Genomic DNA, 25,493 nt, shown 5'->3' with positions numbered 1-25,493 from the left:
GGTGCTGTCAGGCGCCGCTGCGGTGGAGCATGTCCTCGCGCTCGACGACCTTCACGCGCTCGCGGCCCTCCGCGGAGCCCAGCGCCCGCTCGTGGCTGTCGAGCTGGTACCAGCCGTCCCACGTGGTGTACCGGACGCCGCGCTCCCGCAGGAACGCGGTGACGGCGTCCGGTTCCGGTACGGCGGCACCGGGGAGGCGGCCGGTGGCGTGGTCGTCGAGGAGGCAGGCGACGGTTTCGTTGGCGTCGCCCTTGGTGTGGCCGATGAGTCCGATCGGGCCGCGCTTGATCCAGCCGGTGACGTATACGGCGGCCTGGTGGGTGCCGTCCGCGGCCAGCACGCGGCCGGCCTCGTGGGGGACGGTCCCGGAGTCCACGTCGAAGGGCAGCTTGGGCAGCTCGTCCGAGCGGTAGCCGACCGCCCGGTAGACGGCCTGCACGTCCCAGTCGGTGACCTTGCCCGTGCCGCGGACGTTGCCGGTGCCGTCGAGCTCGGTGCGTTCGGTGCGCAGTCCTACGACACGCCCGTCCTCGCCGAGGATCTCCTCGGGGGACTCGAAGAAGTGCAGGTAGAGCTTGTGCGGCCGGGTGCCGGTGTCGCGGATGGCCCAGTTCTCCAGGGTGGAGGCGACCATGTTGGCCTGCTTGTCACCGCGCCGGGTGGCGATCGAGCCCTCGTCGTAGTCGATGTCCTCGGGGTTGACCACGACCTCGATGGTCGGCGAGTGGTCGAGCTCACGCAGTTCCATCGGGCTGAACTTGGCCTGCGCGGGTCCGCGGCGGCCGAAGACGTGCACCTCGACGGCCTTGTTCTGCTGCAGGCCGGTGTGGACGTTCGGCGGTATCTCGGTGGGCAGCAGTTCTTCGGCGGTCTTGGCCAGGATCCGTGCGACGTCCAGGGCGACGTTGCCCACCCCGAGGACGGCGACCTTCTCGGCCTCCAGCGGCCAGGTGCGCGGGACGTCCGGGTGGCCGTCGTACCAGGACACGAATTCCGCGGCGCCGAACGAGCCGTCCAGGCCGATCCCGGGTATGCCGAGGGAGCGGTCGGCCGTCGCGCCGGTGGAGAAGACGACCGCGTCGTAGAAGCGGTGCAGGTCGTCCAGTGTGAAGTCGCCCGGGTAGTCCACATTGCCGAAGAGCCGCACCTGCGGCTTGTCCAGCACCTTGTGGAGTGCGGTGATGATGCCCTTGATCCGCGGATGGTCCGGGGCGACGCCGTAGCGGATCAGCCCGAACGGTGCGGGCATCCGCTCGAACAGATCGATGGAGACGCCCGGGTCCTGAGCGGCGTCGGACTTGATCAGTGCGTCAGCGGCGTAGATGCCGGCCGGACCGGCACCGACGATCGCGACACGGATGGGACGAGACATACGGGACGTTCCTCCAGGCAACGCGGACGGACGGTTCACGACAAGCCCCGCCGGACGGCGGCAGACGGCAGGGCGGGTGGCCCGCAGCCGTGTGTCCCACGCCCGGTCCGCCCGGGGATCTCCTGACGGGATCGGTGCCACCTCTGCCGCCGGGAGCCGAGCAGGCGTGTCTCCCGAAAGCATATGGCACCGCGTGGCGCAATCCCCTGGCCGTCCACGGGCCGGACAATTCACCCGAATGGCCCTGCTCGGCTGGTGGTACGCGCTGCGGCGGCGGAGTGTCGGGCCCACGTCGGGTAGCCCGAGCAACCCGGTCAAGGAGGCTCTCATGGCTCAGCCCACAGCCCCCACAGGGGCACACGAACCCCGTCACCCGCAGTCCGGTAGGGGCGGCGGCAGTGCCTGGGCGAGCGGCGGCACCCTGTTCGCAGGTGTGCTGCTGATCGTGGACGGTGTGCTGGCGGTGCTCAACGGCATCGTCGGCATCGCCAAGGACAACGTCTATACGCACGTCGGTCACTACACGTATCAGTTCAGCCTGACCAGCTGGGGCTGGATCCACCTCATCATCGGCGTGGTCCTGCTCCTCACCGGGTTCGGCATCCTCAGCGGTGCCCCCTGGGCCCGCTGGCTGGGTGTGGCCATGGCCGCGATCAGTGTCGTCGCGAACTTCATGTGGCTCCCGTACCAGCCGATCTGGGCGTTCGTGGCCATCGCGATGGGCGTCTTCGTGATCTGGTCCCTTGTGTCGGACCACAGCAGGACGGCCGCCCGGTGAAACCGACGGGCTGACCCCGGCCACCCGGCCACGGGTACCGGCACCCGCCCGTGCCCGTACGACAGCACGACAGCACGACAGCACGACAGCACGACAGCACCACGGCACCACGGCACCCGCACGCAGCACGTCGCGTGCGGGTGCCGTGGTGCTGTGGCCTGTCCGGCCAGTGTCCGGCCAGTGCCTGACCGGCAGCAGTGGTGTCAGCTGTCCGCACATGTTATTTTTTGACCATGCGGTCGAAAAAGAGTGCCGAAGGTCAGGACGAGGGAACGTTCGTGAACCGCGCCCGTCGGCTCCAATTCGTCGAGTGCGCGATCGAAGGCCTCGTCGAGCTGGGATTCACGGCGACGACGATCGCCGAGGTGGCCCGGCGGGCCGAGGTGTCGAAGAGCGTGGTGCTCTACCACTTCGCCTCTCGCTCCGAGCTGATGGAAGCCGTGATGGAGCAGGTGTACGCGGATGCCGTGGTGCCTCTGCGGGCCGCGCGCGAGGCCGCGGCGACGGAGCGGGAGCGCGTGCTGACCTATGTGCGCTCGTGCGTGAACTTCACGTGGACGCACCAGAAGGAGGCGCAGGCCGTTCTGGAGATCAGCCGGAACCTGCGTGACGGCGACGGCAGGCTGCGGTACACGAGTCAGGGCAACGACAGCCTCATCGCCGTCGCCCAGCAACTGCTGGAGGCGGGCAAACAGGCAGGCGAGTTCGGGGACTTCGACACGTGGACGGCCGCGGTGCTGCTTCGCGCGACCATCGACGCGCTCTCCGAGCAGTTCATGACCAACCCCGGCGTGGACGGCCCGCAGGTGGCCGAACATCTGGTGCGGCTGATCGACCGGATGATCCCGGCCGCGCAAGCGGAATGAACCTGGCCCGGCCCGGCGCCCTTTCAGCCGGGCTGAACCGGGCCGGACGGAGAGACATCGAGGAGGACGAGCACTATGGACGGGCCCAGTTCCCGGAGTCTGGAGATGCCTCGTACCAAGGAGGCGTTCCGGAGGATCAAGCTGCTGGTGGGCGCGTACCTCGGCCTGAGCGTGCTGACGCTGGCGGCCGTCGTGCTGCTGCGCAACGACCACGCCGCGGTGAACGCCGCCGTGTGGATCCGAGGATCGATCGTGGCCGTCAGCTCCCTGCTGCTGTACGCGTTCGCCACGCGCGCCGCGCGTGGCTCCAGGGGGGCCTGGCGCCGCCTGACGGTGATCTCGTCCGTCATGGTTGCCGTCATCGTCGTGATCATCGCGGTGCCCGGTGGCTTCCCCGTCTGGATGAAGATCGAACAGGGCGTCTGCGGGCTGCTGCTCATCGGAACCGTGAGCTGTGCCACCACGCTGCGAACGGTGTTCACCCCGGGTCACACCTGAGGTGACGGCTGCCGGCAGCAGGAATGCCGGGCGCGGCCGGACGGGTTCGGTGACCGAGCCCGTCCGGCTGCCGGGTCCGGGATCTCTCGCGGTTCCCGCGTTCCCTTTCCCGTATCCGGGATTCCGCATACGGGGTTCCACATCCCGTATCCCGTATCCCTCTGAATCCGGGAGGCGGGTGGTCCTGCGCGACCGGAGCCGCGCGACGGTCAGCTGTGCCGGCTCGCACGCGCGAGGGCCGGAACGAACCGGGCCGCGTCCACGGTGCCGACGCCGGTGGCCATGTCGTAGCCGTTCGCAGCGGGGTAGCCGGTCACCCCCTGGTAGCTGTTGTCCGTCCCGTCATTGACGTCCACGACGCCGGACGACCGGCGGTCGGCCAGGGTGTACAGCGCCTTGTGGATGTCGCCCACCCGGCGGCCGGCGGCCTGGTCGGCGAGGGCGACGATGCCGGAGAACAGCGGGCTGGCCTCGCTCGTACCACCGGAGACGTCCCAGCCGACGGCGGTCGGGTCGAAGCTGGAGTACACCCAGGCACCGCCGTTGACCGCGGCGGCCATCGAGACGTCCGGGGTGCCGCGGCGGTTGCCGACGACCTTCTTCTCGCCGTTCTGGAACGCGGGGCGGTCGAAGACGTGCGACTGGCCGCCGCCACCGGCGCCGTTGTCGTTGTACACACTCTCCGGCGCGGTGCGATTCCCCTTGGCGTCCAGGTGCAGCTGGGTGCCGCCGATCGACGTCACCAGCGGGTCCGACGAAGGCCAGGAGTTGACACGCTTCTTGTAGTAGCCCTTGCCGTCCGCGGTGCTGTCGGTGGCGCCGCCGTCTCCGGAGGAGGCGAGGACGGTCACGCCGTGCCTGGCGGCGTCCTTGAACGCGTAACGCAGCTTGCCGATGCTGGAGAAGTCCCCCTTGTCGAAACCGGGGAAGGTGTTCTCGGTGGCGCCGAAGCTCTGCGTGATCACATCACCGACGCCGTGGTCGATGAGCGACTTCTCGGCGGACATCATCTCCGGCAGGCCGGTGACGCCCTCGGTCTCGGCGACCGCGGTCTCGACGAGCACGATTTTGGCGTCGGGGGCGACGGCGTGAGCCATCTCCACATCAAGTGTCGTCTCGCCGGCCCACCCGGTCATGTCGGCGTTCTTCGGGTCGAACTCGGGGACATGCCCCCACTTCTTGACCTGTACCTTGGCGCTCTTCATCCCGAACTGCTTGCTGTAGACGTCCAGATCGTGCTGGACGGTCGGCGAGCCGTACGAGTCGACGATGACGATCGTGCGGCCCTTGCCGGTGACCCCGGACTTGTACAGCGGGTTGAGGTTGTACGCCTGCCGGTACTGGACCGGCGTGTAGCAGGCGATCTTCCACTTCGCCTGGCACTGCGCGATGGACAGGGGGCTGCTCTCACCGCTGACCAGCTGATGCCCTGCCACGGCGGGGACCGCCTCGGCCGGGGTCGCGGCGTGGGCGGATGCGGCGGTGATGCTGGTGCTCAGGGGGGTGGCGATCATCGCAGCGGCAACGAGGGCGGTGGCCCCGGCCGTTGTGGCCCCGGCACGCGTCCGGGGGCGGGTTATGCGCATGACTTCTCCTTGTATGGAGCGGAGCCGCGCCAAGCGGCTGCCGTGATCCCATCCGGGGAGCATGCGCAGGACAAGAGCGTTTGTTCATTGATATCGAACGCTTTGCCTAAGGGTGAATCCTTGAGAAGCCCATGGCCGTTTCATGGTCAGCGGCTCAGCGGCTCAGCGGCTCAGCGGCTCAGCGGCTCAGCGGCTCAGCGGCTTCCTGCCGTCGGGCTACCTGGGCAGCCGGGCAGACGGCGCGCCCCGTCGTGGACGCGGACGACTCCGCTGTACGTGGAGATGTAGGCGGAGCCGTCGGGGCCCAGGGTGATGGGCGACCAGTTGTTGTTGTAGGCGTCGCCGGTGCCGGTCGGAGTGCGGTAGCGGGTCTTGCCGGTGCGCCAGTCGATGGCCGTGAGGTACCAGGCGTCGGTGCCCTTGCTGCTGGACGGTTTGGAGTACGCGTACAGCAGGCCGCTCGCGCGGGAGAGTTTGGTGACGACCGTGGGGGACTGTTCCGGGCTGGTCCAGGCGACCCTGCAGCCGGTGCCCGCCTTGTCGACCTCGACCTTGGTGATGCCGCCCGGGGTGCTCCTGCCGCCCTGCGTGCTCCCGATGGACGTGTAACCGTAGTCGTTCTCCACCGAGAAGCCGTTGCCCCAGGCCGTCAGTGAGTTCTCGGTGGCGCCGGCGCCCGGCCGGAAGACCGGCACGGAGCACACCCGGCGATCGCCCTTGATGTGGTTGCCGCGCTTGTAGACCAGGACGTGCATGCGCGGGTCGGCGTTGTCGGTGATGCCTACGTAGCCGTCGCCCAGCAGCGCGGGGGTGGCGCCGGTGCCCCGGTTGATCTGGCCGGGCTTGGTGCGGCTGCCGCGGTCGTACGTCTCGCGCCAGTCCGTCCGCGGAGTGCCGTCCGGCGACGCGTGCATTTTGTACAGGGCGTGGTCGGTGGCGACGAAGGTGCCGTCCGGGCCGGTGGAGAAGGAGTTCTCGATCTGCTCGCCGGGCAGACCGACCGTCCTGACCGCGCCGGTACGCGGGTCGACCGTGCCGACGCGGCCGTGATCGCTGACCCACCACATCAGGCCGTGGTAGTCCGCCTGGACCGCGGTCACCGGGTCGCACTCACCCTTCGGGTCGGGGTCGGCCGCGGTGGCGCAGTCGTGCGGCAGGTACGGGCGCAGGTCCCAGTCGTCCGCCTGCTTGAACTCCCAGCGGCCGGAAAGGACATGACGTACCGACAGCCGCTGGATGTGCTGGTCGGCGGCGGCGATGACGATCCGGTCCCTGTTGTCCAGGTAGTAGTAGGAGCCAGAGGTGTCCGTGAACATCACGGCGGGATCGCCGGTGGCCGCCGCCCGGTAGGTGGAGGGCCGCACCGGGAGCGGGTACGAGGCCAGGTCCTTGAGGGTGACGGGGTCCTCCAGCCGCAGGGTCGGGTGGTGCGACGCGCCGCCGCAGTTCAGGACCATCAGCCCGTTGCGCAGGAAGGTGGCCGTCGCGCACTGTGCCGGGTCCTTGGGGTCGGTGACCTTGCTGGAACTGGTCACCCGCGGGCTGTGTCCCAATGGGCCGCTCTGGGGCTGGGTGTTGCTCGCGTAACTGTCGCCGTGCATGGCGCTCCGCCCGTCCTGTGCCATGTACGGGTTGTGGATCTCGCTGCCCGGCACCGGGCGGGCGGTGGCGGAGCGACCCGGCACCTGGCCGGTCCCGGGACCGGCCGGCAGTGGTGCGGCCGGAGCGGCGGCGGCCGGCAGTGGTGCGGCCTGTACGGGTGCGGTGACTGTCAGCACCAGTGCGGCGGCTGCGGCGAGCGAGGCGGCTGGTATCGCGGTACGGCGCAGTTTCGAGGTGGGGGACATCTGCGTGGTCCTTCCCTGGCATCCGGTTCATGAGGACAGCCTTTTAAGGCGTCCGCCTTATTAAGGAGAGTGCCTTATCATGAGGTCATGTCCAGAGGGAGCGCAACCCGTGAGGCCATGGCCGAGGTGGCTCTGCGGATGTTCGCGGAGCGGGGCATCGACGCCGTTTCACTCCGGGAAATCACCGCCGCGTCGGGCCAGCGCAACAAGTCGGCGGCCCAGTACCACTTCGGCACCAAGGAACAGCTGGTCCGGGAGATCTTCGAACAGCACACCGGTGAGGTGAACGACCGCCGCTGCCGCCTGCTGGACGCGTTGTACGAGCGGGACGGCCGTCCCGCCCTGGAGGAACTGGTCGACGTGCTCATCCGCCCGCTGGCCGAAACGGTCGACGGGGACAGCCACTACGCGCGGTTCCTGGCCCAGGTGTCCACACCCCCCTGGATCGGCTCGCTCGTGCACGCCGACCCCACGGCGACGCGGAGCGTGCAGACCGTCTTCACCGCGATCGCCCAGCAGTTGGCGGACCTTCCGGGGCCGGTGCTGCGTACCCGCCTGGCCCTGGCCATGATGCTCACTGTCCGCGCACTGGCGGCGTGCGAACACACCATGCAGCCCGGCAGCCCGGACGACGCCCGGCGGGTGGCGCTCCTCGCCGCCAATCTCGTCGACGCCACCGTCGGCATCCTGCTCGCCCCGGTCTCCGAGTCCACCGCGGAGTTTCTCCCGCATGCCGCGGAGCCGCTCGCGGACGACACCTGGCCCTGGCATCTGCTCATCGGCGCGGAAGCGGGCCTGTGAACGTCGCAGCGGAGTAGCGGAGTAGCGGAGTAGCGGTGCTGTAGCGGTGTACGAAGTGCGGGGGACGGGCCGTCCGCTGTCCCTGCCCGCCCCATCCGGCCCCGCACCGCATGCCGACGCTCCGCCCGGCCCCGTCCGCCCGCGCCCTCCCCGGATCGGCCCGCCCCGTACCGCCCGGCCCCCTCCGATCAGCCCTGCACCCCATCGCACTCAGGGCGGAGCATTTTCAGGCAGCTTCCCGAGGTCCTGCCATCCGGCGGAGCGTCGGAGTGCGGGCGGCGGTGGCGGCTGACAGCATCGGGCCGGGAAGCTCCGACGGATACCGCGCGGTGCGGCGCGGCGCGTCGGCCGGTCCCGTACCCGTCCCGCCCTTCGGCCTCAACGATCCCTTCACCTTCAACGCCCCCTCACCTCCAACGACCTGTTCACCTCATGGGCCCCTTCGACTCATCTCATCCCCGGCCGCACGCCGGCCGCGGGCGGGGCCACAGCCGCGAGAGGCGGAACCCCATGGCGCCACGCCCCCACTGGCTGTTCGGGGACCAGCTCGGTCCGTCCTTCCTCGACCCGCGCCACGGTGGCCCCGACGCGCACGCGCCGGTGGTCATGATCGAGGCGCGCTCGGTGCTGCGCCGACGCCGGTTCCACCGCGCCAAGGCCCACCTGGTGCTCTCGGCGATGCGCCACCGTGCCGCCGAACTCGGCGACCGGGTCACCTACCTCCGTACCGAGACGTACGCCGAGGGCCTGGAGCAGTTCCTCGGACGACCGCCGAGCCGCAGGCCGGGCACGCGCGGCGGGGGCGGAGGCGCGGGAGAGCACGGGGGCGCGCGCCGTTCGGGGGAGCGCCCCACCGGGGCCCGGCTGACGGTCCGCCATCCCACCTCACGTCGGGCGCGGGACTTCGCCGGTGCTCTGGAGGGCGTGGAGGTCCTGCCGGCGAAGGGCTTCCTGGTGAGCCACGACGACTTCGCGGAGTGGGCCGGCCGCGGCACCGGGCGGAGCCTGCGCCTGGAGGGTTTCTACCGCTGGGTGCGCGAACGCCACGACCTGCTGATGGACGGTGACGAGCCGGCCGGCGGGCGCTGGAACCTTGACCACGAGAACCGCGAACCCCCGCCGCGCGGACGGGAAACCCTCGGTATCCGCGGCCCCTGGCAGCCGCGTGAGGACGCCATCGACGAGGAGGTCCGCCACGACCTCGACCGCTGGGAGCGTGACGGTGACATCTCCTTCGTGGGCCGGGACGGCCCCAGACGCTTTCCCGCGACCCGGCGCGAAGCGCTTTCCGCGCTCCGCCACTTCGTCACTCACCGTCTGCCGGACTTCGGCCACCACGAGGACGCCCTGCTCGCCGCCGACCCGGTGATGAGCCACAGCCTGCTGTCCGCACCCCTGAACCTCGGTCTTCTCGACCCGGCCGAATGCGTGGAGCGCGCCGAACAGGCGTACCGGGCCGGCGACGCACCCCTCAACAGCGTCGAGGGCTTCGTCCGGCAGATCGCCGGCTGGCGCGAGTACGTGTGGCACCTGTACTGGCACTTCGGCGAGGACTACCGCCACCGCAACGCCCTGCGCCACACCACCCCCCTGCCGGAGTGGTTCCTCGACCTGGACGCCGACGCGGTCACCGCCAACTGCCTCTCCACGGTGCTCGCACAGGTCCGGGACACCGGCTGGACCCACCACATCCCCCGCCTGATGGTGCTCGGCAGCCGTGCCCTCCAGGACGGCTGGGACCCGGCGGCCGTCACCGACTGGTTCCACCGCTGCTTCGTCGACGGCTACGACTGGGTCATGCTCCCCAACGTCGTCGGTATGTCCCAGTACGCCGACGGCGGCCTCATGACCACCAAGCCCTATACGTCGGGGGGCGCGTACATCAACAGGATGAGCGACCTGTGCGGCCCGTGCGCCTACCGCCCCGCCCAGCACACCGGTGACCGGGCCTGTCCCTACACCACCGGCTACTGGGCCTTCCTCCACCGCCACCGGACCAGGCTCGCCGCCAACCACCGCACGGCCCGCGCCGTGAAGGGACTGGACCGGCTGAAGGACCTGCGCGAACTCCTCGACACGAACGCACAGCGGGGCGACACGGCCCCCTGAGCGACCTGGAGCGGCGTACGCGCGGCGGGCGGCTCCCCCGCGGTACCGGCGTATTGATCCGGCGGTGGAGGACGCCAACCACGCAAGGCGTCGGCTGTGTGCCCCGCGAGCAGGGTCGGTCAGTGGGGTGATGCGGAACGACAAGGTGTCTCCGTCGTGAGGAGGTGGCGATGGTCAGTACGCGGACTCAACTGCTGGGCGCTCCTGCGCATGTGCTCCACACCTCCTCTTCGACGGCGCCGGTCAGGATCTGACGGACGGCTGGGAGAACTTACCGGCCCGTCGGCTCCTCGGCGAAGGGGTCGGCTGAAGGCCGGCGCGCCATGGGGTCACAGCCGTCTGGACTCCCACGGTGACGTCCGCACGGGCCCCGCCCCGCAGCTGCGCCGGCGCCTCGCGGCGGTGCCGGTTTGCCCCCGGTAGTCCGTTGACGCCGGACGAACGGCCGTGCGACGGTGAGCGAGTGCTCCTCCCGGGAGCCATGGGAACTGGAGGCAGACCGCTGTGACCTTCGGAAACGATGACTCCCGCTCGGCCGCGAACCGCAGTCTGACGCCGGAGCAGCTCGAATTCCTCGAGAAGGGATTCGCCGCCCGGCCGGTCAACCGGCTGATGCAGAACGCCGTCACTCAGACGCCTGTGGACGATGTGGCCCTGGACCGGCGGATTCTCACCGGCATCGACCACTCGGTCTCCCACCACCTGGACGACTGGAAGGTCACCAACCAGAAGCAGAGCGGGCGCTGCTGGATGTTCGCCGGCCTCAACCTGCTGCGGGTCGGGGCCGCAGAGGCACTGGGGATGAAGGACTTCGAGTTCTCCCAGAACTACCTGCTCTGGTGGGACAAGTTCGAGCGGGCGAACCACTTCCTGGAGTCGGTCATCGAGACCTCGGACCGGGACGTGGACGACCGTACGGTGGCGCACCTGCTGTCGGACCCGATCAGTGACGGCGGGCAGTGGAACATGTTTGTGGCGCTCGTCGCCAAGCACGGTCTGGTCCCCAAGTCGGCCATGCCGGAGACAGACAGCTCCTCGGCGACGCGGGCGATGAACCGCGCCCTGGAGACCCTGCTCCGCCAGGGCGCCCGTGACGTGCGCGAGCAGGCGTCCGAGGGAGCCGATGCGCAGCGTGAGCGCAAGCAGGAGGTGCTGGCGGCCGTGCACCGGGTGCTCAGCATCCACCTCGGCACTCCGCCGCAGCGGTTCCTGTGGCAGTGGCAGGACAAGGACAAGGAGTTCCACCGCGACGGCTGGCTCACCCCGGCGGAGTTCGCCGCCTCCTACGTGCGGCTCCCGCTGGACGAGTACGTCTGCCTGGTGCACGACCCGCGGGAGTCGAGCCCGGTCGGCCGCACCTTCACCGTCGAGTACCTCGGCAATGTCGTCGAGGCCCCGCCGGTGGTCTATCTGAATGTGCGGGTGGAGCTGTTGAAGCGGCTCGCCATGGACGCGATCGTGGGCGGCGAGCCGGTGTGGTTCGGCTGCGACGTGGCCAAGATGATGCGCGCGGACGCCGGTGTCTGGGACGCGGCGCTCTTCGACTACGCGGCCGTCTACGACGCTCCCTTCACCATGGACAAGGCGTCCCGGCTGCTGCACCACGACACGCAGATGACCCACGCGATGCTGTTCACCGGTGTGGACGTGGTGGACGGGAGCCCGCGGCGCTGGCGGGTGGAGAACAGCTGGGGCGACGAGAAGGCCGACAAGGGCTTCTGGACGATGAACGACTCGTGGTTCGGCGAGCACGTCTTCGAGATCGCGGTCCGGCGCTCGGCCCTGCCGCCGGAGCTGGCCGCGGCCCTCGGTGAGGCGCCGGTCGTCCTCCCCGCCTGGGACCCCATGGGCGCGCTCGCCGACTGAGGCCCCGGGCCTCATGGCACGGAACCGGCACACGACCCGGACACCACGCCCGAAGAGGGCACGGACAGCGGACACCCCCCAGGCTGATGGCCTGAGGGGTGTCCGCTGTGGTGCGAGTGGTGGGACCGGGCCCGCGCTCCGGGCCCGGGAATCACCGGCGCTCAGTCCTCTCCTCGCGCCGCGTCCTCCTGCAGGTACGCGGAGATCATGGCGAGGTCATTGCCGATATCCAGCACACCGTTGACGTCGGTCGTCGGGGTGGAGGCGCCGTTCACGCCGGCGAAGAAGGCGTCGAAGCGGCCGTCTCCCTTGTCCAGGTAGCCGGCGATCGTGATGGCGCCGACAGCCAGGCGGTTGTTGAGCGCATCCAGCCCGACGGCGGCGCCGGTCTTGGCGAACACCTTCCCGCGGGCAGGGCAGTGGGTGCAGTTCTCGGCCAGCAGGCCGTCGACGCCGAGGATGGGCAGCGCGTCCCGGAAGACCCCCGCCTCCGGGGTGTGCTGCCAGTACGTCAGCAACTGCACCACGGCCTCGGGTGTGGTGCGGTCGGCGGGGTTTCCGCCGCGGCCGTCCAGGAGCTGGACCTGCTTGCGGTCGACGCCCGCGTGGTCCAGGAAATCTGCCAGCACCGGGAAGCCGTCCATGCAGTCCTTGCTGCCGGCCGCGACCGCCATCAGACAGATGGCGAGGTTGCCACCCAGGTTGTGGCTGACCTTGAAGATGAGTTTGGCGTACTGGGCGAACGGCGGCGAGGTGTAGAGGGCCACGCGCGGCCGGCCCTCGTACGAGCCGGGGAGCTCGCCCACCGGGTTGGCGCCGGTCGGCTCGGCCGACACCTTCACCCCGGCCCGTCCGAGGGCCTCGATCAGCGCGGTGCGTCCGAAGGCCGCCGGGTCGGCGATCGGCGACACCTTCAGCGCCGGTTGGGAGCCGGCCGCGATGGTGCCGGAAAGCCGGATCCTGGTGCCGTTGCCGGAGGTCGTCACCTGGATGTTCGCCGGTTCCCCCGCTGCCACGGTCCTCACCGACGACGTGACGCTGTACGGGGCGACCTTCGGCCGCCAGTCCAGTTGTGCGGGTGCGCCGGGGTGGTCGCCGGGCGTGGTCAGCAGGTCGATGAGGTTGTCGTTGATCATCAGCGGCGTCGGGTCGGGGACGAAGGTCGGATCGGGCTGGAAGAGCCGGTTGTCGACGACCACGTTTCCGTTGACGCGGGTGATGCCGGATTTCCGCACCTGCTGTGCGATCTTGTTGATCCCGGCGAGCGGGTTCTCCGGCGTGAGTGTGGCGCCGGGGAAGTCGTTGGCGTACGTGTGGTCGAGGTCGGTGTAGTCCACCGTGCCGTCGGGGCGGGTCCTGCCGCCCATGGTCAGGTCGCCCTGGGCGACGAGACCGAGGTTGCCGTTCAGCGTGCTTCCGCGGCGCTCACCGAGTGCGTAGACCGGGGTCCTGAAGCGGTGGTCGCCGCCGAGGGTGTCCCACGCTCCGGAGGTGCCGAACAGCTTGGCCACCGATCCGGGGATGAAGAACTGGTGGGCGAAGCGGCTGTGCACGACCCGGCCGCTGTCCGGGTCCTGCTGGAGCAGGCCCCACTGGGCGTTGGGGTAGTCCGGTTTCCGCATGATCTCGGTGATCCGCGGATCGAGCCGGCCGGAACCGCCGTCGTCGGGCGACGAGGCGGCCTGGGCTGCCGCGCCCGATGTCAGGGTCAGGAGCAGCAGGGCGCTGCATCCGGCGACAACGCGATGCCGAAAGGATCCGAAATTCCGGCCTCGCACCGCATGACGCACTGTTCGTCTCGGTAGTTTCCTGTCCATGGCGTCAGGTATGGACCCCGATGGGGGCCGGAGACGGGCGGCGCGAACGGTAGTCACCCGAACGGCACGGCGCATTCGGCGGGATGCGCGGCCATCGTCCGGCCGGGGCAGCCGGTCAGCGACCGCGGCCGAGCCGTCGGCGGGCTCGGACCGTGCGCACCGAGGCGTGTGACCGCGGCGGCGACGGAGCAGTCGGGTGCTTCGTGAACCGGAGGCCGTACGTGCCCGTACGCGGGCCGGTCCGGGGCCGCCGCGGACGACACGACGGACCGCGTCGGCCTCGCAGCCCGGCACATGTTCGGCGGCCTGCGGGACCGCCCGGGGCTGTCCCGACGCGAGCGACGGCCGGTGTCACCCCGGCCGCTCTTGGCGTACTCGGCCGGGACCGTCGGCACGCGCCGGTGCGAGGCCCGCACCAGGAGGCATGGCATCGCGGCCCCCACCGGATCGGTCGGCTACGCCCCCTCCGCGGCAACGCACCGATGGAATCCACGACAGGCCTGTGCAAAGGCGGATCGGTCCAAGGGCTGTCCCGTCATCTCTGGCGGGCGTACGACGACAGCTACGGCACTCCCCCTCAGCCTCCGGCCGCGGGGCCCCCATGCCGCGTTGCCGGAACGCGCGCATACGTCCGGTGTGCGAACGTTCCCGCGCCTCGCGATGCACCGCATCCGACGCCGTGCGCCGATCCACCGGAGGGGGCGGGGCAGCCCTCAGCTCCACAGGCCCGAGAGCCCTGTCCGACGTCGAACCGGACACTGCTGGGCGGGACGACCGGTACAACCGGCAATGCCCGCACGGCAAGGCGGACCACCTCCCGTCCGCGGAATACGAAGCCGGCTACGGCCTGACCGACAGGAATCCCCGGGCCGAAGTCAAGATCTGCCGTATCCATCAGCCCCGGAGCGATTCACTCGACGCCGCCGGTGGCGCCCGTGGGCATGCCCGCCGACCGCACAACGATCCGAAACTGCACGCGGGTTGAAGTTGTGAGCATCATGAAAAGCCCTTTTTAAGGGGGCTTTTAGCGTCCTGGGCTAAGTTGTTGTGGGCATGAGCGTGCCGATGAATGTTCGTTTTCAGTCAATGGGGGAGATTGAATTGAAAATCACTCGACAGGCCGATGAGAAAATGGGGGCCGTGGTAGAGGGATTCGATCTGGACACTGCTTCGGACGAAGATTTCGAAGAGCTCAAGACCCGGACCTACCACGACAAGATCCTCGTGCTCAAGAACCAGGACCTCGCACCGGAGAAATTCCTTGAACTCGGCCGGAGGCTCGGTACTCCTGAGACCTACTACGAGCCGATGTACCAGCACCCCGAGGTGAAGGAAGTCTTCGTCTCCTCCAACATGAGCGACGGCGAAAAGCAGATCGGGGTCCCCAAGACGGGAAAGTTCTGGCATGCCGACTACATGTTCATGCCGAAGCCCTTCGGACTCACACTGATCTACCCCCAGGTCATACCGAAGAAGAACCGCGGAACCTACTTCATCGACATGGGGAAGGCCTACGAGAGTCTCTCCGACGAGCTGAGGACCACTCTCGCCGACGCGGTGGCGGTGCAGACCGTGCGCCGGTATTTCAAGATCCGCCCGACGGACGTGTACCGCCCGATCTCCGAGATCCTCGACGAGATCGAGACCAAGACGCCGGCGTCGCCGCACCCCGCGGTCTTCAAGCACCCCGGGACCGGCGAACAGATCCTCTACATCAGCGAGGGGTTCACCGCTGAACTGCAGGACGCCGACGGCAACCGCCTCGACGACTCGGTCCTGAAGAGCGCGCTGGAGGCCGTCGGCCAGCTGGACCCTTCGGGCGAGCACGAGAACATCCACCTCCAGACCTTTGAGCAGGGCGACCTTCTGCTCTGGGACAACCGCAGCCTCGTGCACCGCGCGTTGCACACAGCGACGCCGGAGCCCACCGTCTCGTACCGCGTCACCGTGCACGACCACTTTCCGTTCTACGAGGGCATCTCCGCCTGACCAGCTCGTTCCTGCACCTCACGACCGAGAAAGAGTCGTCATGACCACAGCGCACCCGGCCGCCCAGTACCCGAACCCGTTCGACGAGGCGTTCTTCAAGGACCCGTATCCGGCCTACGCCGATCTGCACACGAAGGGCGCGCCCCTGCACCGCGTGTCCCTGTCGGACGGCAACGACGTCTGGCTCATCACCGGTTACGAGGAGGCCAGCGAGGCGCTCAAGGACCGCCGGTTCGTCCGTAACCGCCGCCACGCCGGCCCCGACTACCAGAGCGAAATCCTGCCCGAGATCGTCCGCTCCGGGAACCTGCACATGGAGGACGGGCAGATCCACACCCGCCTCCGCCGCTTCATGAACTTCGCCTTCACCCCGAAGCGGGTCGCGGCCATGGTGCCCCGGATCGAGCAGGTCACCAAGGAGCTGCTCGACGCCATGGAGGCCAACGGCGGCGGCGACATCATGGACGGTTTGGCCGCGCCGCTCCCGATCGCGATGACGACCGGCATCCTCGGTGTGCCCGACGACCAGCGGGGCGACTTCCGCTACTGGAGCGACGAGCTCCTCGGCGGCGCGCCCCAGCGCGCCCGTCAGGCCTCCGAGCAGCTGCTCGGCTACGTCCAGGGGCTCATCGACCTGAAGCGCCGCGAGCCGGCCGACGACCTCATCTCGTACTGGGTGTCGGCCAGGGACGCCGATGACCTGCCGCTGACCGATCAGGAAATGATCGGCATGACCTTCTTCCTGCTGCTCGGTGGCTACGACACGACGGTCGGGCAGATCGGCGCCTCCGTGATCGCGCTGCTCAAGTACCCGGAGAAGGCCGAGCAGATGCGAACCAATCCGGAGATCATCCCGGACGCGGTCGAGGAGCTGATGCGCTGGGACGGCTCGACCCACAGCGGCATCCGGCGGTTCGCGGCCGAGGACGTGGTGATGGGTGACGAGACCATCGCCGCCGGCGACTGTGTGCTGATCTCGCTCGGCGCAGCCAACCGCTGCCCGATGCGCTTCGCCGATCCCGACACGCTGGACTTCGAGCGCGAGAACAACTGGCAGCTCGGTTTCGGCCGGGGGCCGCACCACTGCCCGGGTAAGGAGCTCGCCCGGCACGAGCTGCGCATCGCGCTGGGTGAACTGGTGCGCCGTTTCCCCGACATGAAGCTGGCCGTGCCCGAGGAGAAGGTCGTCTGGCGCCCGTCGTACCTGATCCGGGTCCCGCACGAGCTGCCCGTGAGGTTCTGAACATGGCGATGACGCCGGATGCGCCCCGCTGTCCGTACGGCGCGGCGAAGACCCCGTTCGACGCCGCCTACTTCGCGGATCCGTACGCCACGTACCGCCGTCTGCACACCGAGGGGCCGGTTCACCGGATCAAGACGCCTGAGGGCTACGACGCCTGGCTGGTCACGCGCTACGCCGATGTGCACCAGCTGCTGGGCGACCACCGGCTGGTGCGCAATGTGCGGCACGCCAAGGGCGACCACTACCGCTTCCCGCTGCCCGTCGAGTTCTCCAAGTCGCTGGTCCGTGAGGACCCGCCCGTGCACACGCGGCTGCGCCGGTACATGAACCTGGCGTTCGCGCCGAAGCGGGTGCGGCCTCTGCAGCCCCGTATCGAGGCGGTGACCGGCGAACTCGTCTCCGCGCTGGGTGACAGCGGCGAGACGGACCTGATGGCCAGTCTCGCCATGCCGCTGCCCATCACGATCATCGGCGAGATGCTGGACGTCTCGGCACAGGAACAAGCGGACTTCCGGCGCTGGGCCGACGCACTCGTCGGCCTGGACCAGGAGGAGCTGCGCAAGGGCGGCATCAGCATGCTGCACTGCCTGTCCCGGCTGGTCGAGTTGAAGCGGAAGGAACCGGGCGACGACATCTGGAACGACTGGATCCGGGGGCTCCAGGGGCAGGAAGAGCCACTGGAGACCGATGAACTGCTGGGCCTCGGCTTCATGGTCCTGCTGGGCGGTTACGACCCCACGGCCGGCGTCATCGGCTCGGCCGTCCTGCGGCTCCTGGAGGAACCGGACCTGGCGCAGCGGCTGCGCGAGCAGCCGGACCTGATGCCGTCGGCCGTGGAGGAGTTCCTGCGGCTGCACGGCGCCAGCCACACCGGCGCACGGCGGTTCGCCGCGGAGGACATCGAGGTGGGCGGCGAAACCATTCCGGCCGGGGCTGCCGTGTTCCTGTCGCTCAGTGCGGCCAACCGCGATCCGGAGAAGTTCGAGTCCGCCGAGGTCTTCGATCCGGAGCGGTCGCCCAACCGCCACGTCTCCCTCGGGCAGGGGCCGCACTTCTGTGCCGGCGCCGAACTCGCCCGCATGGAGATCACGGCGGTGCTGGAGGCCGTGCTGCATCGCCTCCCGAACCTTCGGCTGGCGGTACCGGCGGACACTCTCAGGCTGCGGCCCGGGTATTCCATCCGGTCCCTCGAAAAGCTGCCTGTCACGTACTGAACTCATCCGGGGGGTAATGAGATGGTGGCCTTGTCCCAGCCGTCGGCGCGGACAACCGAATTCGCCACCGACGAGGTACTGCGTGAGCAGGTGTTGAAGCCGTACCGGCTCAACTGCCAATACCTCAAGTCCGCAGTGGTGAAACTGGCCGACGGGCCCGGAGATACTGAACGGGTATCGGCATCCTGCGAGTTCGAGATCCCGGAGTCGTGCTACATCGACGACACCGGACACTTCAACTCGGTCGAATTCAACATCTGTTACAACCAGATGATGTATTACGTCATCGCCAAGGCGGTGAAGGAGCGCCTCCTGGAGCCGCTCTCCTCCTGGAGCATGGCGGACTACTGGTCGCGCCAGCTCGCCGACTTCCTCATCACCGATTTCCGCAGCTCCTTCCGGCGTGCGATGCGGGGAGGGAAGTTCTCCGGCGAGATCGTGATCCTCGACCTCACCGAATGGGAAGGGGACGATCTTCACGAGGCGCTGCTGGTCGCGCAGACCTCATGCCGTTACTGGGATGAGCAGGGCGGCAACTGCCACGGCGAAGTCCGCCTGGCCATCACCAACCCGATCAGCAATTCAGAATCGATCCTGAGGCATTCATGACGAAGACCACGCCACTGGCGCAGCAGTTGCGCAGCCTTTCCCGGCCGGAGCGGCGTTCCCGGATCGAGGACCTGGCGCGCACAGAGTTCCGGACCGCGCTGCTCATGTCCGAGGGCCAGGACGTTCCGCTGGACCAGAACTACTTCGACCTGGGCCTGACCTCGCTGCGTGTCACCGAGATCAAGCAGCGTCTGGAGACCCAGCTCGGCTGTGCCGTCGACACAGCCGTGCTCTTCGCGGTACCGACGCTGGGCCGCCTCGTGGAATACCTGCAGGACGAAATCCTCCCGAAGCTGGTCGGAGAGCCGACGGCGCCGGCGGAAAAGGCCGTCAGCACCGTGCCGGCCGACCGCAGGGCGCTGGTCACCGACCTGCTCGATGACCTGTACAAGGGCTGAACGCATACCTGGCCCGACCAACGACCTATTCCGGGGGGCGCTGCGCTGCCTCCCGAGCGGAGGAACCACGATGTCCAACCGGCGCCCGGATGTACAGGAAGAACTGGACGCTGCTCGCGAAGCACTTCGGGAGCAGCGCACAGTACTCAGGGAGTTGCTGCTCGAAAAGCACGAGCCCATTGCGATCGTGGGCGTCGGGATGCGTTTCCCCGGTGGGAACTCCACACTTCCGGGCTTCGGGGAGTTCCTTGAGCAGGGCCGGTCGGGTACGGGGCCGATCCCCATGGACCGCTGGGACGTGGACGGCTTCTCCTCGGGCGGTCAGGACGCGAAAGGGAAGATCCGCACGTTCGCCGGCGGATTCCTGGACCGGGTGGACCAGTTCGACCCGCAGTTCTTCAACATCTCGCCGAAGGAAGCGCAGTACATCGATCCGCAGCAGCGGCTCGCGCTGGAGACCGCGTGGGAAGCCCTGGAAGAGGCGGGAATCGACCCGGACAGCCTGCGGAACGGCAATGGCGGTGTCTACGTCGGCGTCTCCACCGTCGACTACACCATCGAGGCGGACGCCCTCGCGTACGAGGAGCTGGACGCCAACATAGGTACCGGGACAGCGCACTCCGCGGTGCCTGGCCGGATCTCGTACTTCCTCGGCTGGCGCGGACCGAGCATGGCCGTGGACACCGCCTGCTCCGCCTCCCTGGTGACCCTGCACCTGGCCGCCGAGGGCCTGCGCCGCGGCGAGTGCGACATCGCGCTGGCCGGCGGGGTCAACGTGATCCACCACCCGCGCAACCACATCGTCTTCTCCCAGGCGAACATGCTCGCCGTCGACGGTGAGTGCAAGACCTTCGACTCCTCCGCCGACGGATACAGCCGCAGTGAGGGCTGCGGCATGGTGGTGCTCAAGCGGTTCACGGACGCCAAGCGCGACGGGGACCGCGTGCTGGCCCTGGTCCGTGGCTCGGCCGTGCGCCAGGACGGCGAGAGCGGCGGCCTGACCGTGCCCAACGGCTCCGCCCAGGCCATGGTCATTCGCGCGGCGCTCGACAACGCGGTGCTGGACCCCGCGGACATCCAGTACGTGGAGGCGCACGGTACCGGCACCTCGCTGGGTGACCCCATCGAGGTCGGAGCGATCCAGTCCGTCTTCGCCGATTCGCACTCGAAGGCGGCGCCGATCGTCGTCGGCTCGCTGAAGACCAACGTCGGCCACATGGAAGCGGCGGCCGGTATCGGCGGTGTGATCAAGGCGGCGCTGCAGCTGCACAGCGGGCAGATCTACCCGCACCTGAACATGGCGGCTCCTTCGGAGCACATCCCGTGGGACGACTACTGCGTCGAGGTGCCGGTCGAGGCACGGCCCTGGAAGGCGGACACCCGCCGCGCCGTCGTCAACTCCTTCGGCTTCGCGGGCACTATCGCCTGCGCCGTACTGGAACAGGCCCCCGTATTCGCCCCCACCGAACCCTCGGTGAGTGACGGGGCGCACATCTTCACCCTCTCGGCGAAGAACGACAGGGCCCTGGCACTCCAGGTGGAGCGCCACCGGGCGCACCTCGCCGAGCACCCGGAGGTGAGCCTGGCCGACGTCTGCTACACCAGCAACGTCGCTCGGGCCCACTTCGGCAGCAGGCTGGTGGGCGTGGTGCGCGACACCGAGGATCTGTCCGCGCTGCTCGATCGCACCCCCACCGCCGGCCACGACCTGAGCAGGACCGCCTTCCTCTTCACCGGCCAGGGCTCCCAGTACGCGGGCATGGGCAGGCCGCTCCACGACGCCTACCCGGTGTTCCGGGAACACCTGGACGCCTGTGACCGGCTCTTCGAACCCCATATCGGCCGGTCCGTCAAGGCACTCGTCCTCGGTGACGCCGAGGACCCGGAGGCGATCGACCAGACGTGCTTCACGCAGCCCGCGCTGTTCTCCCTGGAGTACGCCACCGCACAGCTGTGGCTGAGCTGGGGTGTCCAGCCGAGCGTTCTGATCGGCCACAGCATCGGCGAGGTGGTCGCGGCGACCGTGGCCGGACTCTTCTCGCTGGAGGACGCGGTCAGGCTGGTCGCGGCCAGGGCCAGGCTGATGCAGTCCGTCACCGAACCCGGCGCGATGGTCGCCGTGGAAGCTGCGCAGAATGAGGTCGCCCCCCTCCTGGAACCCTACGAGGACGTCGCGTTCGGCGCCTTCAACGCGCCGGGCCACTGCGTCATCTCCGGTGGTGAGGCATCCGTGGCGGCCATCACGGGCCGGCTCGGGGAGCGCGGTCTGCGCGCCAAGCGGCTCGCGGTCTCGCACGCATTCCACTCGCCGCTGATGGCGCAGGTCTTCGACGCCTTCCGCGACGAGATCCGGGGCATCACCTTCCGGGAGCCCGAATTCTCCCTGATCTCCAACGTGTCCGGCCGAGTCGCCGACGTCGCCGAGATGTCGACCCCCGAGTACTGGGTGCGGCACATCGCGGAGCCCGTCGACTTCCAGGCCGGCATGTCCGCGATCGGTGCCCGTGGCCGGCACGTCTTCATCGAGGTGGGCCCCTCGGGAACCCTGCTGGGACTGGGCAAGCGGATTCTGGACGCCAAGGAGCACGTCTGGCTGCGGAGTTCGGCGAAGGGGGACACGGACGCCTCGGTCGTCCGGGCTTCGGTGGCCGGGTGCTACGCCGCCGGACTGGGTATCGACTGGGAGGGTTACCACCAGGGCCGCGGCGGGCGGCGGACCGCACTGCCGACCTACGCCTTCGACACCAAGCGGTACTGGCTGCCGATCACCGGGGACCGGCACTCCAAGGAGCGCGCGGTCGACGCCTCGCGGGCGCACCACCCGCTGCTCGGCGCCGAGGTGAGCACCGCCGCGCAGCTCCAGGACGGCGTGCGCGAGTTCGCCGCCGAGATCGGTCCCGGCCAGCCGGCCTACCTGGTCGACCACGTCATCATGGGACAGACGGTGTTCCCCGGCGCCGGCTATGTCGAGATCCTGCTGGCCCTGCAGGACGCGGTGCACGGTGAGAGCGGCCGGATCCTGGAGGACGTGGCGATCCTGGAGCCACTGATCCTCTCCGGCGAGCAGCGCACCGAGATCCGTACGCGGTTGCGGGAGCTCCCGGACGGCAGCGGGGAAGCCGCGATCTACAGCCGGACTCCGGGCGCCGACAACGCCATTGAGCGGTGCCACGTCACCGCCCGGATCGGCACCGAGTACACCCTGCTTCCGGAGCTGCGGGCGGTCGCGGCGGAGCTGGAGACCAGGGCGGCGGCCGAGGGCCATCCGTCGCTGCCCCGCCGCCCTGACGACCTGTACGCGGAATTCGCCGACCTCGGGCTCGAGTACGGCCCGGAGTTCCGGCGCATCGAGCACATCGCACGCGAGGGCGACAGTGTCTCCGTCGCCCGGCTGCGCGGCCGGGCGGCCCATGCGCTGGAGCACCTGCCGCCGGTCGTGCTCGACAACGTCACCCAGTCGCTGGCCGGGGTGCTGGACAACGGCAACACCTATCTCCCGGTCGGGTTCGGCCGCTTCCAGCTGCTGAAGAAGCCCAGGAGCGGCGAGCTGCGCAGTTACGTGCGGCTCACCAGTGAGGAGGACACCGACGGCGAGATGACAGCGGACATGCTCCTGACGGAGCACGGCCGGCCGGTTTTCGTCGTGCACGGCTTCCGGCTGAAGAAGGTCACGGCCGCGGGCACCCCGCGCCGTCAGCTGTTCCACGAGCCGCGCTGGGTGAAGCGCTCCCTGGTACGCCAGGGCGGCGGCGAACGCGAGCGGCGCATCCTGGTGGTCGGCCGGGAGGCCGCGGACTTCCGGTCCGTACGCGAGCACCTCGCCGCCAACAGCGCCTCGCTGACGTTCGTGCCGGACGCGAACGGGGCCGCCGGGCTGCTGGGCGAGCGGCCCACGGACGTCTGCTGGTTCTGGCAGAGCCTGCCGGGCCCGGTCACCGCCGAGCGCCTGCGGGCGGAGTGCGAAGCCAACTACCCCGGACTGCTGGAGCTCCTGGCGGCGCTGGAGAACGCGGGGTTCGGGCGTGGCCAGCGGCTGTGGCTGGTCACCGAAGGGGCCCAGCGGCTGCCCGGTGACCTCCCCGGCCGGCCGGGCCGCGCCTCGGAGGTCTCACCCGCCGCGACCCTGTGGGGCTTTGGCCTCACGCTGTGGAACGAGTACCCCACCTGCCAGGCGACGCTGATCGACCTCCCCGCGGGTGGCGACAGCAGGGCCCTGGCCGACGAGCTGCTGACCGCCGAGCCGGACGAGTATCAAGTGGCCTTCCGGGCAGGCAACCGGCACGTTCGCCGGATCCACCGCGCGGACCCGGCCGGTAAGAACGACGCCAACTTCGAGCTCGCCATCACCGAGTTCGGGGAGTTCTCCAACATCCGGGCCGTGCCCATCGAGGACGTGGCACCCGAGGGCGACGAGATCCAGGTGCAGGTGCACGCGGCCGGCCTGAACTTCAAGGACGTCCTCAACGTGCTGGGGCTGCTGAAGGCCCACGCGGAGGAGAGCGGCATCGAGTACCAGCCCCTCGGTCTCGGCTTCGAGGGGGCGGGCACCGTGGTCGCGGCCGGCCCCGACGCTGAGTTCCGGCCCGGCGACGAGGTGCTGCTCAGCCACCTCGGCTGCATGAAGCGGCGCGTCACCGTGCCGTCGGCGATGGCGGTGCGCAAGCCCGCCAACATCGGGTTCACCGAGGCAGCCGGACTGGCCACGGCCTATGTCACCGCCCACTACGCCCTGCACCACCTGGCCGGCATCAAGCGGGGTGACAGGATCCTCATCCACGCGGCTGCCGGCGGCGTGGGGCAGGCCGCGGTGCAGCTGGCCAAGCTCGCGGGCGCCGAGATCATCGCCACCGCCGGGCCCCGCAAGCAGGAGCTGCTGCACGCCCAGGGCGTCGAGCACGTCTTCAACTCCCGCACCCTGGACTTCGCCGACCAGGTACTGGAGGTCACCGGCGGCAAGGGCGTTGACATCGTCCTGAACAGCCTGAACAAGGACTACATCACGGCCGGTATGAAGGCGCTCGGCGAGGGCGGCCGGTTCGTGGAGCTCGGCAAGATCGGCATCTGGTCGGCCGAGCAGGCGCATACGGCGCGACCGGACGTGAAGTACCACAACTTCGACCTCAGCGAATTCGGCGAGGAGGAGCTGCAAAGGATCAACAAGGGCATCCTCCAGACCGTGGCGGGGCTGCTCCGCGAGGGCGCGGTGCAGCCGCTCCCGACGACCGCCTACACCCTGGACGAGATCGAGGAGGCCTTCGCGGTCCTCAGCCGCGGAGCCAATGTCGGCAAGCTGGTGATCAGCTTCGAGCAGGAGGACGGCTTCCGCGAGCGCCCGGTGACCATCGCGGCCGACCGCGCGTACGTGATCACCGGCGGGATGGGCGCCCTGGGGCTGGTGATGGCGCAGAAGCTCGCCGACCTCGGTGCCAGGGACCTTGTCCTGGCCGGACGGCGTGCCGTCCCGGAGGCGGAAGCCGCGGCGCTCGCCGCCGAGCTGGGCGAGGGGGTGCGGGTCAGGACGGTGCGGTGCGATGTGGCCTCGGCCGACGACGTCCGGCGGCTCGTCGACCTCGTGGCGGCCGGGCCGCACCCGCTGGGCGGTGTGCTGCACACAGCCGGCGTCCTCGCGGACATGCCGATCTCCTCCCTCTCCTGGGAGAGTCTCGACAAGGTCTTCCAGCCCAAGGTGTACGGGACCTGGCACCTGCACGAGGCGCTGCGCGACCTCCCGGACTCGCCGTTCTTCGTCGGCTTCTCCTCGATCGCCTCGGTGGTCGGGTCGACCGCGCAAGGCAACTACGCCGCGGGCAACGCGTTCATCGACGCGCTCATGCAGTGGCGCGGAGCGCAGAACCTGCCGGGCCTGAGCATCAGCTGGGGCCCCTGGGCCGAGGTGGGCATGGCCGCGGAGCTGAGTGAGCAGCTGGTCCGCAGCATCGAGTCCCAGGGTATGAAGTTCCTCAAGCCCGCCGACGGTTCCCGCTCGTTGTTCAAGGCGCTGGGAAAGCCCGCCGCGCACCTGATGATCGGCGAGTTCGACTGGGACCGCTTCGTCTCGGGGAGGCCGGCCGCCAACGCCTTCTACCGTGAGGTGGCCGGGGCCGGCGGCGGCGGTGTCTCCACCGTCGACCTGGACGCGCTGCGTGCCCTGCCGAAGTCCGAGCGGCTCTCCCGCGTCAACGAGCTGGTCCGCGCCCGGATCGCGGGCCTGCTCCACTTCGAGGGGCCCGACGATGTCGGCGTCAACGCGAAGTTCCTCGAACTGGGCCTTGACTCGCTCAGCGCGGTGGAACTGAAGAACAGCCTCGAAGCGGCGCTCCAGGTGCCGCTTTCCTCCGCGATCGTCTTCGACTACCCGTCGATCGGGGTGCTGGCCGAGTACCTGGAGCAGCAGCTCGTACCGCAGGCGGCGGCAGAGGACGAGCAGTCCGCTGACGACGTGGCGGTGCTCTCCGACGCCGAGGCCGAGGCCGAGCTCGCCGCGATGATGGAGCTGTGAG

The 25,493-nt window shown here is 69.4% G+C and carries 16 protein-coding genes; 12 read left to right on the top strand and 4 right to left on the bottom strand.

The window, feature by feature from the left end; genetic code table 11:
• Positions 1-7: 7 nt before the first annotated feature.
• Entirely contained in the window at positions 8-1,372 is a 1,365-nt protein-coding gene (locus OG584_RS16345; RefSeq protein ID WP_405778572.1) for an FAD-dependent oxidoreductase, read from the bottom strand.
• Positions 1,373-1,700: 328 nt separating this feature from the next.
• On the opposite strand from OG584_RS16345, the gene OG584_RS16340 reads away from it, so the two are divergent.
• The 3 genes from OG584_RS16340 to OG584_RS16330 all read left to right on the top strand — a co-directional run bounded on the left by OG584_RS16340 (position 1,701) and on the right by OG584_RS16330 (position 3,514).
• Positions 1,701-2,150, top strand: a complete 450-nt coding sequence (locus OG584_RS16340; protein WP_405778571.1) for a hypothetical protein — start codon at positions 1,701-1,703, stop codon at positions 2,148-2,150.
• A gap of 233 nt (positions 2,151-2,383) precedes the next feature.
• Entirely contained in the window at positions 2,384-3,016 is a 633-nt protein-coding gene (locus OG584_RS16335) for a TetR/AcrR family transcriptional regulator (RefSeq protein ID WP_405778570.1), read from the top strand.
• Positions 3,017-3,121: 105 nt separating this feature from the next.
• Positions 3,122-3,514: a hypothetical protein gene (locus OG584_RS16330; RefSeq protein WP_405778569.1), complete on the top strand. Its 393-nt coding sequence runs from the start codon at positions 3,122-3,124 to the stop codon at positions 3,512-3,514.
• A 209-nt stretch (positions 3,515-3,723) separates the two neighbouring features.
• Here the strand turns inward: OG584_RS16330 and OG584_RS16325 are convergent, their stop codons facing one another.
• Positions 3,724-5,100 (bottom strand): S8 family serine peptidase, encoded by a 1,377-nt coding sequence (locus OG584_RS16325; RefSeq protein ID WP_405778568.1) that lies wholly within the window; start codon positions 5,098-5,100, stop codon positions 3,724-3,726.
• 194 nt (positions 5,101-5,294) lie between these two features.
• The gene (locus OG584_RS16320; RefSeq protein ID WP_405778567.1) at positions 5,295-6,947 is read right to left on the bottom strand and encodes a hypothetical protein; all 1,653 of its coding nucleotides are present in this window, start codon (positions 6,945-6,947) and stop codon (positions 5,295-5,297) included.
• A gap of 87 nt (positions 6,948-7,034) precedes the next feature.
• Between OG584_RS16320 and OG584_RS16315 the strand changes: the two genes are divergently transcribed.
• From OG584_RS16315 to OG584_RS16305, 3 genes are all read left to right on the top strand, one after another.
• Positions 7,035-7,748 carry a TetR/AcrR family transcriptional regulator gene (locus OG584_RS16315; protein WP_405778566.1) on the top strand — a complete coding sequence of 238 codons (714 nt, stop codon included), beginning with the start codon at positions 7,035-7,037 and terminating at the stop codon, positions 7,746-7,748.
• A gap of 510 nt (positions 7,749-8,258) precedes the next feature.
• Complete coding sequence (locus OG584_RS16310) at positions 8,259-9,857, top strand: cryptochrome/photolyase family protein (RefSeq protein ID WP_405778565.1); 1,599 nt, start codon at positions 8,259-8,261, stop codon at positions 9,855-9,857.
• Between the two features lie 504 nt (positions 9,858-10,361).
• On the top strand, positions 10,362-11,723 hold the full coding sequence (locus OG584_RS16305; RefSeq protein WP_405778564.1) for an aminopeptidase C: 1,362 nt from the start codon (positions 10,362-10,364) through the stop codon (positions 11,721-11,723).
• A gap of 161 nt (positions 11,724-11,884) precedes the next feature.
• Here OG584_RS16305 and dacB read toward each other — a convergent pair whose 3' ends face one another.
• A complete protein-coding gene (gene dacB / locus OG584_RS16300) occupies positions 11,885-13,501 on the bottom strand; it encodes a D-alanyl-D-alanine carboxypeptidase/D-alanyl-D-alanine-endopeptidase (protein WP_405778563.1) in 1,617 nt (538 codons plus the stop codon).
• A 1,140-nt stretch (positions 13,502-14,641) separates the two neighbouring features.
• On the opposite strand from dacB, the gene OG584_RS16295 reads away from it, so the two are divergent.
• The 6 genes from OG584_RS16295 (at position 14,642) to OG584_RS16270 (ending at position 25,492) form a co-directional block, all read left to right on the top strand.
• A complete protein-coding gene (locus tag OG584_RS16295) occupies positions 14,642-15,529 on the top strand; it encodes a TauD/TfdA dioxygenase family protein (protein WP_405778562.1) in 888 nt (295 codons plus the stop codon).
• Between the two features lie 40 nt (positions 15,530-15,569).
• Complete coding sequence (locus OG584_RS16290) at positions 15,570-16,772, top strand: cytochrome P450 (protein ID WP_405778561.1); 1,203 nt, start codon at positions 15,570-15,572, stop codon at positions 16,770-16,772.
• A 2-nt stretch (positions 16,773-16,774) separates the two neighbouring features.
• The gene (locus OG584_RS16285) at positions 16,775-17,986 is read left to right on the top strand and encodes a cytochrome P450 (RefSeq protein ID WP_405778560.1); all 1,212 of its coding nucleotides are present in this window, start codon (positions 16,775-16,777) and stop codon (positions 17,984-17,986) included.
• Positions 17,987-18,016: 30 nt separating this feature from the next.
• Positions 18,017-18,595, top strand: coding sequence for an FcoT family thioesterase (locus tag OG584_RS16280; protein WP_405778559.1), 579 nt, complete (start codon positions 18,017-18,019; stop codon positions 18,593-18,595).
• Positions 18,592-18,993 (top strand): acyl carrier protein, encoded by a 402-nt coding sequence (locus OG584_RS16275; RefSeq protein ID WP_405778558.1) that lies wholly within the window; start codon positions 18,592-18,594, stop codon positions 18,991-18,993. The genes OG584_RS16280 and OG584_RS16275 overlap by 4 nt, the downstream gene beginning before the upstream one ends.
• Before the next feature lie 70 nt (positions 18,994-19,063).
• Positions 19,064-25,492: an SDR family NAD(P)-dependent oxidoreductase gene (locus tag OG584_RS16270; protein WP_405778557.1), complete on the top strand. Its 6,429-nt coding sequence runs from the start codon at positions 19,064-19,066 to the stop codon at positions 25,490-25,492.
• The last annotated feature ends 1 nt before the right edge of the window (position 25,493 follow it).

Origin of the sequence: Streptomyces sp. NBC_00859 (genome assembly GCF_045161865.1) — a bacterium.
Lineage (GTDB): Bacteria > Actinomycetota > Actinomycetes > Streptomycetales > Streptomycetaceae > Streptomyces.
The sequence above is the reverse complement of the archived record's forward strand: the minus strand, read 5'-3'. Positions and strand labels throughout refer to the sequence as shown.